The organism is Streptomyces sp. (genome assembly GCF_035563135.1).
GTDB lineage: Bacteria > Actinomycetota > Actinomycetes > Streptomycetales > Streptomycetaceae > Streptomyces.
This window is the reverse complement of the sequence record NZ_DATMVN010000372.1, coordinates 1-12,096: the sequence shown is the minus strand read 5'-3', so window position 1 is coordinate 12,096 and position 12,096 is coordinate 1. Positions and strand designations below refer to the sequence as shown.

Genomic DNA, 12,096 nt, shown 5'->3' with positions numbered 1-12,096 from the left:
GTGGTGGAATCGGCAGTCCGGGCCGGCCGAACCCCCACCGTCCGGCCCGGTCCCGACTCATGGACAGGAAGCATTCATGACCAGCACAGACTCCGCCCCCTCGGCGGCCGGGCCGATCTGGTCCACGAAGATATTCGACGGTTCCTGGCGTACCGCGAGCGGCGGCACCATCGAGGTGACCGCCCCCGCCACCGGTGAGGTCGTCGCGACTGTGGGCGCGGCCACCGCCGGGGACGTCGACACCTCCGTCGCGGCCGCGCGGACGGCTCAGCGTGCCTGGGCGAAGCTCGGTTACGCGGAGCGGGCCCAGGTCTTCATCAAGGCGTCCGCCCTGCTGGCCGCGGACCCCGGCCGCATCGTGCGGTGGCTCGTCCCGGAATCCGGTTCAGGGCAGGGCAAGGCGCGGTTCGAGGTCGGTCTGCTCGTCGCGGAGCTCAACGAGGCCGCCGCACTGACCTCGGAGCCCTACGGCGAACTGCTGCGGAGCTCGAAGCCCCGCCTGTCCGCCGTGCGCCGGGTCCCGCTGGGCGTCGTGGGGGTCATCAGCCCGTTCAACTTCCCGGCGATCCTCGCCCTGCGTTCGGTGGCCCCGGCGCTGGCCGCGGGCAACGCGGTGATCCTCAAGCCCGACCCGCGCACTCCGGTGTCCGGCGGACTGGCTCTCGCCGAACTGCTGGCCGAGGCCGGACTGCCCGAAGGCCTGCTGCACGTCCTGCCGGGCGGAGCCGACGTCGGGGAGGCCCTGGTCGCGCACCCGGGCGTGCCCTGCATCTCCTTCACCGGTTCCACCCCCGCCGGCCGTGCCATCGGCACGGCCGCCGCCCCTCTGCTCAAGAAGGTCCATCTGGAACTGGGCGGCAACAACGCCCTCCTGGTCCTCCCGGACGCCGACCTGGAGGCCGCGGCCTCGGCCGGTGCCTGGGGGTCCTTCCTGCACCAGGGGCAGATCTGCATGACCACCGGACGCCATCTGGTGCACGTCTCCCAGGCCGCCGAGTACACCGCCAGGCTCGCCGAGAAGGCGAACGGCATTCCGGTCGGCGACCCCACCGACCCGGCCAACCCGCTCGGCCCGGTCATCGACGAGCGGCAGCGCGACAGGATCCACTCCCTCGTCACGCGCACCGTGGAGCAGGGGGCCGAACTCGCCGCCGGCGGCACCTACGACGGCCTGTTCTACCGGCCCACCGTCCTGACCGGTGTCCCGCTGGACTCCCCGGCGTTCGCCGAGGAGGTGTTCGGCCCGGTCGCTCCCGTCGTCGCGTACGAGACCGTCGACGAGGCCGTCGACATCATCAACTCCTCCGAGTACGGGCTGTCGGTGTCCATCCTCACGGGTGACCCCTTCGCGGCCTGGGAGCTCGCCGACCGGATCGAATCGGGTGCGGTGCACATCAACGACCAGACGGTCGACGACGAGGCGGTGGCCCCGTTCGGCGGCACCAAGGCCTCCGGGACGGGCGGCCGGTTCGGGGGCAGGGCGAGTCTGGACACTTTCTCCGAGGTGCAGTGGATCACGGCTCAGGCGCGCATCGAGCGCTACCCGTTCTGACCGTACGGTGACTTCCCGCAGCCCTGCGGAGCCACCGCGCCCGTACGCCGCCCTCCGGCCCCGTCCGCCCGGAGGGCGGCGTACGGGCCGGTCCCGGCAGGGGCCGGTCCCGGACGCGGGGGATCAGCGCCGGTCCGGGGTGCCGGACGCGGGGGATCAGCGCCGGTCCGGGGCGCCGGACGCGGGGGATCAGCGCCAGTCCGGGGCACCGGACGCGGGGGGCAGGACGCTCTCGATCTTCGTCCTGATCTCCCGCATCACCGCCACCACCCGGGCTTCGTGCTCCGCGCTCAGCCGCGCCACCGGCACCGAGCAGCTGATGGCGTCGACGGCCGGTGAGTCGTACCGCAGGGCGAACCCGAAGCCCGCGATGCCCTCCACGGTCTCCTCGCGGTCGATGGAGTAGCCGCGTTCGCGCACACCGGCGAGGTCGGCCAGCAGCGTGGCGTGCTCGGTGTGCGTGTTCTCCGTACAGGGCGTCAACGGGTCCCGGGGAAGCGGCAGTCCGTCGTCCGGGCGCTCGGCGAGCAGGGCCTTGCCGAGCGCTCCGGCGTGGGCCGGGATCCGGCGGCCGACCCGGCTGATGGTGCGCAGGTATTCGTGGGACTCGCGCGTCGCCAGATAGACGACGTTGGGGCCGTCGAGCCGGGCGAGGTGGATCGTCTCACCGAGCGCGTCCGAGGCCTCGTCGAGGTAGGGGCGGGCCGCGCGCACGTGCGGGTCGCTGTCGAGGTAGCTCGTCCCCGTGTGCAGGGCGCGGATGCCGATGCCGTAGAGGGACCCGGTCGTGTCGGTGCGTACCCAGCCGCAGTCGATGAGGGTCCGCAGCAACTGGTACATGCTGCTGCGCGGTACGCCCAGTTCCTCGGCGAGTTCGTCCAGGCGGGCCGGCCGGTCCCCCCGTGCGGCGAGGAGTTCGAGCAGCGCGACGGTGCGGGATGCCGACTTGACGCCACGGACCCCGCTGTTCTCCTGCATCTCCCCATCTTAAATCCGCGCTGCCACACCCATTGACGCGTCGCGTTCACCCGCTTAATCTCCGTTCTCATACATGTACGCCATCTGCATATGGGGATGAGATTTGTGGAGCGGTTCAACGCGGGCACCGAAGGCGTCACCCAGCGGCTGCGGGACGGCATGGCGGGCGGCGTGCTGTCCTTCCCCCTCACCAGCTTCCGGGAGGACGGCAGCCTCGACCTGGAGTCGTACACGGCGTACCTGACGGCCCAGGTCGCCACCGCACCCGGTGCGCTCTTCCCGGCCTGCGGGACCGGTGAGTTCAGCGCGCTGGACGAGGACGAGTACCGCGCGGTCGTCCGGACCGCGGTCGAGGTCGCCGACGGGCGGCTGCCGGTGGTGGCGGGCACCGGCTACGGCTGGGCGCAGGCCCTGCGCTTCGCCCGCATCGCGGAGGAGGCCGGAGCGGACGCCCTGCTGGTCATGCCCCACTACCTGGTCGCGGCCCCCCAGGACGGACTGGTCGAGCAGCTGCGCCGGATCGCGGCCGGTACACGGCTGCCGCTGATCGCCTACCAGCGCGGCCAGGTCACCTTCACCGCCGAGAGCGTGCGCCGCATCGCGGAGATCCCCACGGTCGTCGGTCTCAAGGACGGGCACAGCGACCTCGACCGGCTCCAGCGCCTCACCCTCGCCGCACCGGACGGCTTCCTCTTCTTCAACGGCGCCGCCACCGCCGAGATCCAGGCGCGCGCGTACGCGACCGTCGGCGTCCCCGCCTACTCCTCGGCCGTCCACGCGTTCGCGCCCGAGATCGCCGACGCCTTCTTCGCCGCTCTGCGGGACGGCGAGGAGGCGTTGGCGCAGGAACTGCTGCGCGACTTCTACGTCCCGCTGGTCGAGCTGCGCGACCGGGCTCCCGGCTACGCCGTGTCCCTGGTCAAGGCCGCGGCGCGGCTGCGCGGGCTGCCGGTCGGTCCCGTGCGCGCCCCGCTCACCGACCCCGGCCCGGCCGACCTCGCCGGCCTGGAGAAGATCCTCGACGCCGGGCTGGACCTGGTCGGCGCCGCCCGCCGCCGCACCGTCTGAGCCGTGCCCCCACCGCTCCGTCCGGCGGCTCCCGCCGGGGAACCGCCGCAGGCCGGCGGTCCCACAGCCCGACAGTCCGACAGTTCAAAGGGGAACTGACATGCCGCTCCTCGTGGTCGGGATCAGCGTTCTGGTGCTGCTGCTCCTGATGACCCGTACGAAACTCAACGGCTTCGCCGCACTCCTGCTCGTAGCGGTCGGTGTAGCCCTGGTCCAGGGGATACCGGCGATCGAGATCCCGGACGTCCTCTCGGAGGGCATCGGGGGCCAGATCGGTGACACCATGCTCACCATCGGCCTGGGCGCCATGGTCGGCCGGGTCATGGGCGACTCCGGAGCCGCCCAGCGGATCGCGGGCAAGCTGCTCGACGCCTTCGGGCCGCGCGGGGTCCAGGTGGCCATGGTGGTCACGTCCATGCTCATCGGCGTGACCATGTTCTACGAGGTCGCCTTCATCATCATCGTGCCCATCGCCTTCACCCTGGTCAGGGTCACCGGGGTGAACCTGCTGTGGGTGGGGCTGCCGATGTCGATCGCCCTGTCCACGATGCACAGCTTCCTGCCGCCGCACCCCGGTCCCACGGCCGTGGCCGCGACCTTCCACGCCTCCGTCGGCCACACCCTCCTCTACGGTCTCTTCATCGCCGTACCGGCCGGTGCCCTCGTGGCGCTCCTGTGGCCGCGCCTGCCGTTCGTCAGGGCGATGAACCCCTCCATACCCAAGGGCCTGGTCAGTGAGCGCGAGTTCACCGACGAGGAGATGCCCGGCATGGGCTGGTCGCTGTTCGTGGCGCTCTTCCCGGTGGTACTGATCGCCGGCGCGGCCGTGACCGACATGCTCACGTCGGGCGAAAGCCCCTTCCTGCACGGGGTCGCCTTCATCGGCTCGGCACCGATCGCGCTCCTGCTGGCCCTCCTCCTGGCGGTCTGGGCGTTCGGACCGCGGATCGGCCGCAGCCTGTCCGACGTCAGCGCCTCCTGCACTTCGGCGGCCCAGGCGATGGCGATGATCCTCCTGGTCATCGGCGCGGGCGGCGCCTTCAAGAACGTCCTCGTCGAAGGCGGGATATCCGACTACATCAAGGAGATCACCGAGCACTGGGCGATCTCACCGATCATCCTGGCCTGGCTCATCGCCGCCATCCTCCGCATCGCGCTCGGTTCGGCGACCGTCGCCGTGGTCACCGCCTCCGGTGTGGTGCTGCCGCTCCTGGCGGGCAGCGGCGTCCACCCCGAGATGATGGTGCTCGCCGTGTCGTGCGGATCGATCGCCTTCTCCCACGTCAACGACCCCGGGTTCTGGCTGTTCAAGGAGTACTTCAACCTGTCGGTCATCCAGGCGATCAAGGTCCGTACCGGCTACACGACGGTGCTCGCGGTCCTCGGCCTCGGCGGCGTCCTGGCGGCCGAGTGGGCCCTGGACGTCAGCGGCCTCTGACCCCTCCCGCTCCCCGCCCGATCCCTCTCGTACCCAAGGAACCCGAGCAGCATGAACCAGCCGACCGTCACCCACTTCGCCGTCTACCCCGTCGCCGGCCGCGACTGCATGGAGCTGAACCTCTCCGGCGCCCACGGCCCCTTCTTCACCCGCAACGTCGTCGTCATCAAGGACTCCGCCGGCCGTACGGGGTTGGGGGAGGTGCCCGGGGGCGAGAAGATCACCCGGACCCTGCGGGACTCCGAACCGCTGGTCGTCGGGGCGAAGGTGGGCGACTACAAACGTGTCCTGCGCGAGATCGGGAGCCGCTTCGCGGACCGCGACTCGGGCGGGCGAGGCGCTCAGACCTTCGACCTGCGGACCACCGTGCACGCCGTCACCGCGGTCGAGTCGGCACTGCTCGACCTGCTGGGCCAGCACCTCGACGTGCCGGTCGCGGCGCTGCTGGGCGATGGCCGGCAGCGGGACTCCGTACGGGTGCTGGGCTACCTCTTCTACGTCGGCGACCCCGACCGCACCGACCTGGAGTACGTCCGCGAGCCCGGCTCCGGCACCGACTGGTACCGCATCCGGCACGAGGAGGCGCTCACCCCCGAGGCGATCGTCCGCCAGGCCGAGGCCGCCTACGACCTCTACGGCTTCCGGGACTTCAAGCTCAAGGGCGGAGTCCTCGCCGGCACGGAGGAGGTCGAGGCCGTCCGCGCGCTCAAGGACCGCTTCCCGCAGGCGCGGATCACCCTCGACCCGAACGGCGCCTGGTCACTGCGCGAGGCGGTCGAGCTGTGCTCCCCGCTGGTGGGGACACTCGCCTACGCCGAGGACCCCTGCGGGGCGGAGGACGGCTACTCGGGACGCGAGGTCCTCGCCGAGTTCCGCCGTGCGACGGGCCTCCCGACCGCGACCAACATGATCGCCACCGACTGGCGGCAGCTGACGCACGCCCTGGCCCTGCAGTCGGTGTCCATCCCGCTGGCCGACCCGCACTTCTGGACCATGCAGGGGTCGGTGCGCGTGGCCCAGTTGTGCAACGCGATGGGCCTGACCTGGGGCTGCCACTCCAACAACCACTTCGACATCTCGCTCGCCATGATCACGCACTGCGGTGCCGCCGCCCCGGGTGAGTACAACGCCCTGGACACGCACTGGATCTGGCAGGAGGGCCTGGAGCGGCTCACCGTCAGCCCGCCGCGCATCGCCGACGGTGAGATCGCCGTCCCCGACGCCCCCGGGCTGGGCGTCGAGCTCGACATGGACCGCCTCCTCGCCGCCCACGAGCTGTACCGGAAGGAGGCGCTGGGGGCGAGGAACGACGCCGACGCCATGCAGTACCTCATACCCGGCTGGGAGTTCGACGCCAAGCGGCCCTGCCTGGTGCGGTGATCGCCTGCCGGGGCGGGCCCTCCCGGGGGAGCGCCCGGCCCGGCGCCCCGTCCGCACGCTCCACCGGTCCTCGAAACGGGTGAGGCGGACCGGGTGGTCGAAGCACCTGCTGATCTGACCGCCCGTCAGCACCTCGTCCACCGGGCCGGAGGCCATGCACCGCCCCTCACGCAGCAGCATCACATGCGTCGTGCCGGGAGGAAGCTCCTCCAGGTGGCGTGTGACCAGGACCGACGCGAGTTCCGCCGCGCTTCGCTGAAGGGTGTCGATCCGTTCGATCAGCTGCTCGCGGCCCGCGACGTCCGGACCCGTCGCCGGTTCGTCCAGGAGCAGCAGCCGCGGCCGCGGCATGAGCGCACGCGCGATCAGGGCGCGCCCCCGCTCACCCTGCGACAGGGTCGGCCACCGCGGCGGGCCGCGTGCCGCGCGGGGAACTGGAGCAGACCCCGGCCCGGCTCACCGCACTGTGAGGAAGGGGGCGGGCGTGGTCCCACCGAGGATCCGGGGTGCCGCGTACGTGATCGGGAACCGCCCGGTCGCGGAGCTGCTGGTGTTCGACCACGTCGGCATGCCGGAGGCCGGGACCCAGGTGCCCGCAGGGGGAGTCGTTCCGGGCGGGGAGCCGTCGTAAACGGTTCTGCGGGAGGTCGCCGAGGAGACCGGCCTGCTGAGCGCCACCGTGATCCGGCGGATCGCCGTGGAGGACAGGCCGCACCCGCGGACGCGGCAGCCGCGCCGGACCACCTTCTTCCTGCTCCGGGCGCCGGCGGACACCCCCGACGCGTGGCATCACAGGGTGCGGGGTGACGGCGCCGACGCCGGCCTCGTGTTCGCCTGCCGCTCCGAGCCCCTTCCCCTGCGGCAGCCGCTGGCCGGCGCACAGGACACGTGGCTGGGGCACGTCGGGGCCTGAGAGGGACGAGGGCGGCCCCGGACCGCGGCCGAGGGTCTTGCCGGGCACTTCAGTGCCCGTCGCCCTCGTCCTCCCGGGCGCCCGGGACGCTGCCCCCGTGCGGACCGTCCTCGTGCCCGCCCGAGGGTCCCTCCTCATGGCCGTCCGCGGGCCCGGTCGGGCGAGGAGCCTCCACGGCGGCTGCGGACGGGACGGTGAACGCCGCCGTCCGGACGGTGCCCTCGTGCTTGAAGTCCAGGAACAGCCGGTAGGTGGCCGCGCTGGGCGCCGTCGCGGTGAAGGAGACGCCCGGTCCGGGCTTCGTGGAGCCGTCGCCGGGCCCGCCCTCGGGATGTACGTGGAGATGGGCGAGGTCGCCGGCGCGCAGGGCGACGAGATGTCCGTACGCACCCAGGTAGGGCTGCAGATCGGTGACGGGCCGCCCGTCCTTGCGCACGGTGAAGGTGATGTGCTCGGGCACACCGGGGCGCAGGGTGCCGTTCAGGGAGACCGTGTACCCGTCGACCCCGGCCGTCAGGGCGGGCTTGGGGAGTTCCGCCGCCCTGTACGGCCCGGACACCGCCAGATCCGCGCCCAGCGTCAGGCCGGTGGCGTTCCTTCCGGCCGGTGTGAAGTCGGCGAAGACCCGGTAGTCGCCCGCCGTGGGCAGCTCGACGGGGATGCTCCACGTGCCGTCGGCCGCCCGGACGGGATGCAGATGGCGGTAGGTGCCCAGGTCGTGTGAGGCGAGGATCAGATGGAGCTCCTTGTCGTGCTCGCGCTGGAATGCGGTGACCTGCCGGCCGGCCCGGTCACGGATGGCGAAGCGCAGCTCGCTCTGCCGGTCCGCCTGGAGGCGCGGGGTCTTGAGGTCGAGCGTGTAACCGCCCTCCGAGATCTGGAGCCCCCCGGCAGGAGGACCGGTGCGGCCGCCGTCGGCGTGCGGAGCGGCGCTCTCCGCGTGGCCGGAGCGCCCGGAGGACGCGGTGGTGCCGGTCTCGGGGCCGACGGTGGACCCGATGCCGTAGGCGGCGCCGAAGGACGCCGCGAGCGCGGCGGTGAAAGCGGTGATCTTCGCGGCGGGATTCATGACTGCTCCTGTGCTTCCGGCTGTTTCCAGGTGCTTCCGACTGATTCCGACTGCTTTCAAGTGCTTTCGGCGCGGCGGGCTCGCACCGGTCCGACATCTTGAGCGTATACCCGCAGGGGGTATGAGCAAGTCGTCTTTTCCGGCTTGTGTTCCATACGGGTGGGGGGTATATCTGAAGACCGGGAAAGATACCCACGCGGGGTATGCTGGGCCCGTTCGGACAAGGAGCAGGACATGACTCCCACGACACCCGGAGCCACCCGGGTCGAACTCGCCATCGGCGGCATGACCTGTGCCTCGTGTGCGGCGCGGATCGAGAAGAAGCTCAACCGCATGGAGGGGGTCGAGGCCACCGTCAACTACGCCACGGAGAAGGCCGGAGTCGTCTTCGCCGAGGACGTCTCGGTCGACGACCTGATCGCCACGGTCGAGGCCACCGGTTACACCGCCCGGCGGCCGTCCCCGCCCCGCTCCGGGCCCGGTGACGCCGGCGCACCGGCCGGGGACCGGGGCGGGGACGAGCACGCCGACGGTGAGCTGCGGACCTTGCGGCAGCGGCTCGTCACCGCCGCCCTGCTCGCCGCGCCGGTCATCGCGATGGCGATGGTCCCGGCCCTCCAGTTCGAGTACTGGCAGTGGCTCTCCCTCACGCTCGCCGCCCCGGTCGTCACCTACGCGGCCTGGCCCTTCCACCGTGCCGCCTGGACCAACGCCGGACACGGGGCGGCCACCATGGACACCCTGATCTCGGTCGGCACGTCGGCCGCGTTCCTGTGGTCCCTGTGGGCGCTGTTCTTCGGGACGGCGGGCATGCCGGGCATGACGCACCCGTTCGAATTCACGATCACCCGCAGCGACGGAGCGGGGAACATCTACCTGGAGGCCGCCGCCGGTGTCACGGCCTTCATCCTGGCCGGCCGGTACTTCGAGGCCCGCTCCAAGCGCAAGGCCGGTGCCGCGCTCAAGGCGCTCATGGAGCTGGGTGCCAAGGAAGTCACCGTGCTGCGCGAGGGCCGTGAGATCACCCTTCCCACGGCCGGGCTGCGGACCGGGGACCGTTTCCTGGTCCGCCCCGGCGAGAAGATCGCCACCGACGGGACGGTGGTGGAGGGCTCCTCCGCCGTGGACGTCTCGATGCTCACCGGTGAGTCGGTCCCCGTCGAGGTCTCGGCCGGTGATCCCGTCACCGGCGCGACCCTCAACGCGGGCGGCCGCCTGGTCGTCGAGGCCACCAGGGTCGGCTCCGACACCCAGCTCGCCCGGACGGCCGCGCTCGTGGAACAGGCCCAGAGCGGCAAGGCCGCAGCCCAGCGGCTGGCCGACAGGATCTCCGCGGTGTTCGTACCGGTCGTCATCGGGCTGGCGCTCGCGACGCTCGGCTTCTGGCTCGGCTCGGGAGCCGGACTGACCGCGGCCTTCACCGCGGCCGTCGCCGTCCTGATCATCGCCTGCCCCTGCGCGCTGGGCCTGGCCACGCCCACCGCCCTGCTGGTCGGCACCGGCCGCGGGGCACAGCTCGGCATCCTGATCAAGGGGCCGGAGGTGCTGGAGAGCACCCGCCGGGCCGACACGATCCTCCTCGACAAGACGGGCACCGTCACCACGGGCCGCATGACGCTGCTGAAGGTCCATGCCGCCGCGTCCACGGACGAGACCGAAGTGCTCCGCCTCGCAGGCGCACTGGAGCACTCCTCCGAACACCCGATCGCCCGCGCCGTGGCCGAAGGCGCCGCCGGGGCGGTGGGAGTGCTGCCCGCCCCCGAGGACTTCGCCAATGTCCCCGGCCTCGGTGTCCAGGGCGTCGTGGAGGGGCACGCCGTCCTCGTCGGCCGCGAGAAGCTGCTGGCCGAATGGGCCATCGGGCTTCCGCACGAGCTGGCGAGCGCCAAGGACGCGGCCGAGAAGGACGGCAGGACCGTGATCGCGGTGGCCTGGGACGGTGAGGCGCGCGCGGTCCTGGAAGTCGCCGACGCGGTCAAGGAGACCAGCGCCGAAGCGGTCCGGCGGCTGCGCGCCCTCGGTCTGAGGCCCGTCCTGCTGACCGGCGACAACGAGGCGGTCGCCCGGTCCGTCGCGGTCCAGGTGGGAATCGACGAGGTCATCGCCGAGGTCATGCCGCAGGACAAGGCCGAGGTCGTCCGGAAGCTCCAGGCGGAAGGCCGCAGCGTCGCCATGGTCGGCGACGGGGTCAACGACGCCGCCGCGCTCGCCCAGGCGGACCTGGGCCTGTCCATGGGGACGGGCACGGACGCCGCGATCGAGGCCGGAGACCTGACCCTCGTACGCGGGGACCTGCGGGTGGCCGCCGACGCGATCCGGCTCTCCCGCAGGACGCTGGGCACGATCCGCTCGAATCTGTTCTGGGCCTTCGCCTACAACGTGGCGGCCCTCCCGCTCGCCGCGGCCGGCCTGCTCAACCCCATGATCGCCGGAGCGGCCATGGCCCTCTCGTCCGTCTTCGTCGTCGGCAACAGCCTGCGCCTGCGCGGTTTCCGCGCCGCCAACTGACCCGGCGCCCGCACCCGGGCGCCCCGCGGCACCCGGCGGGGCGCGGGCTACGGCGAGCAGGTAGGTTCGGCGGTGTGGCCACCTTGCTGATCGTGCATCACACGCCCTCGCCGAACTGCCAGGCACTGCTCGAAGCGGTGGTCTCCGGTGCGACGACGGACGGCATCGAAGGCGTACGGGTCGTGCGGCGGGCCGCGCTCTCCGCCACGGCGTCCGACGTACTCGCCGCCGACGGCTATCTGCTCGGCACCCCGGCGAACCTCGGATACATGTCCGGAGCCCTGAAGCACTTCTTCGACCAGGTCTACTACCCGTGCCTCGACGGGACGAAGGGCCGGCCCTTCGGCTACTACGTGCACGGCGGCAACGACGTCACCGGCGCCGTGCGGGGCATCGAGACGATCACGACGGGCCTCGGCTGGCGCCGCGCCACCGGCGCCGTGACCGTCACCGGAGAGCCCGGCAGGGCCGACACCGAGGCGTGCCGGGAACTGGGGGCGACGGTGGCCGCCGGACTGATGGACTGACCGGCCCTACCGCGGGACGAGCACCGCCTCGGTCGCCTTCACGCTGGTCCACACCGGCACCCCTTCGGCCAGGCCGAGTTCGGCGGCGGACTGCGGAGTGATCTCGGCGACCAGGTCGGGTGCCTGCGCGGAGGAGATCAGGACACGCAGCCGGCTGCCGCTCATCGTGATCTCGTCGACCGTGCCCGGCCAGACGTTGCGCGGGCTGCCGCTCGGCCTGTCGCGGTGCACGGACACGGCCTCGGGACCGATCACCGCGAGGGCGGGGACGCCGACGGGCAGCGGCTCCGCAGCGACGAGATGACCCCCGCCGGAGAGCCGGAGGCCCTCGGCGGTGGCCGTGCCGGGCCAGGCGTTACGGCCGAGCATCCGGGCCACCCAGACGGAGCGGGGATGCCGGGTGACCTCGCCGGGCGGCGCGTCCTGCAGGGCCCGTCCCCCGTCGAGCACCAGGACGCGGTCCGCCAGCGAGAGAGCTTCGACGGGATCGTGCGTGACGATCAGGCAGACGCCCCCGAAGCCGTCGAGGTGGGTGCGCAGGGTGTGGCGTACATGGGCGCGGGTGGTCTGGTCGAGGGCGGCGAGCGGTTCGTCCAGGAGCAGCAGCCGGGGGCGCGCCGCCAGCGCCCGGGCGAGTGCGACGCGCTGGGCCTGACCGCCGGA

Annotated in this window: 9 protein-coding genes and 2 pseudogenes; 7 read left to right on the top strand and 4 right to left on the bottom strand. The window is 72.3% G+C overall.

Going from position 1 to position 12,096, the window contains the following annotated elements:
* Positions 1-76 precede the first annotated feature (76 nt).
* Complete coding sequence (locus tag VN520_RS16110; RefSeq protein ID WP_325747610.1) at positions 77-1,552, top strand: aldehyde dehydrogenase family protein; 1,476 nt, start codon at positions 77-79, stop codon at positions 1,550-1,552.
* Between the two features lie 189 nt (positions 1,553-1,741).
* Here the strand turns inward: VN520_RS16110 and VN520_RS16105 are convergent, their stop codons facing one another.
* Positions 1,742-2,530, bottom strand: a complete 789-nt coding sequence (locus VN520_RS16105) for an IclR family transcriptional regulator (RefSeq protein ID WP_325747609.1) — start codon at positions 2,528-2,530, stop codon at positions 1,742-1,744.
* Positions 2,531-2,626: 96 nt separating this feature from the next.
* Between VN520_RS16105 and VN520_RS16100 the strand changes: the two genes are divergently transcribed.
* The 3 genes from VN520_RS16100 (at position 2,627) to VN520_RS16090 (ending at position 6,416) form a co-directional block, all read left to right on the top strand.
* Positions 2,627-3,598, top strand: a complete 972-nt coding sequence (locus tag VN520_RS16100) for a 5-dehydro-4-deoxyglucarate dehydratase (protein ID WP_325747608.1) — start codon at positions 2,627-2,629, stop codon at positions 3,596-3,598.
* A 100-nt stretch (positions 3,599-3,698) separates the two neighbouring features.
* Complete coding sequence (locus VN520_RS16095) at positions 3,699-5,036, top strand: gluconate:H+ symporter (RefSeq protein WP_325747607.1); 1,338 nt, start codon at positions 3,699-3,701, stop codon at positions 5,034-5,036.
* A gap of 51 nt (positions 5,037-5,087) precedes the next feature.
* Positions 5,088-6,416 carry an enolase C-terminal domain-like protein gene (locus tag VN520_RS16090; RefSeq protein ID WP_325747606.1) on the top strand — a complete coding sequence of 443 codons (1,329 nt, stop codon included), beginning with the start codon at positions 5,088-5,090 and terminating at the stop codon, positions 6,414-6,416.
* Between the two features lie 36 nt (positions 6,417-6,452).
* Here the strand turns inward: VN520_RS16090 and VN520_RS16085 are convergent.
* Positions 6,453-6,824, bottom strand: a pseudogene (locus VN520_RS16085) (ATP-binding cassette domain-containing protein); the annotation flags it as partial.
* A gap of 76 nt (positions 6,825-6,900) precedes the next feature.
* On the opposite strand from VN520_RS16085, the pseudogene VN520_RS16080 reads away from it, so the two are divergent.
* Positions 6,901-7,329: pseudogene (locus VN520_RS16080) on the top strand (NUDIX domain-containing protein).
* Positions 7,330-7,378: 49 nt separating this feature from the next.
* On the opposite strand, the gene VN520_RS16075 reads toward VN520_RS16080, so the two are convergent.
* Positions 7,379-8,398 (bottom strand): hypothetical protein, encoded by a 1,020-nt coding sequence (locus tag VN520_RS16075; protein WP_325747605.1) that lies wholly within the window; start codon positions 8,396-8,398, stop codon positions 7,379-7,381.
* 234 nt (positions 8,399-8,632) lie between these two features.
* On the opposite strand from VN520_RS16075, the gene VN520_RS16070 reads away from it, so the two are divergent.
* Complete coding sequence (locus VN520_RS16070) at positions 8,633-10,906, top strand: heavy metal translocating P-type ATPase (RefSeq protein WP_325747604.1); 2,274 nt, start codon at positions 8,633-8,635, stop codon at positions 10,904-10,906.
* Positions 10,907-10,980: 74 nt separating this feature from the next.
* Complete coding sequence (locus VN520_RS16065; RefSeq protein ID WP_325747603.1) at positions 10,981-11,433, top strand: flavodoxin family protein; 453 nt, start codon at positions 10,981-10,983, stop codon at positions 11,431-11,433.
* A 6-nt stretch (positions 11,434-11,439) separates the two neighbouring features.
* On the opposite strand, the gene VN520_RS16060 is transcribed toward VN520_RS16065, so the two are convergent.
* Positions 11,440-12,096, bottom strand: a 657-nt coding sequence (locus tag VN520_RS16060) for a TOBE domain-containing protein (protein WP_325747602.1), incomplete at its 5' end; no start/stop codon positions are given.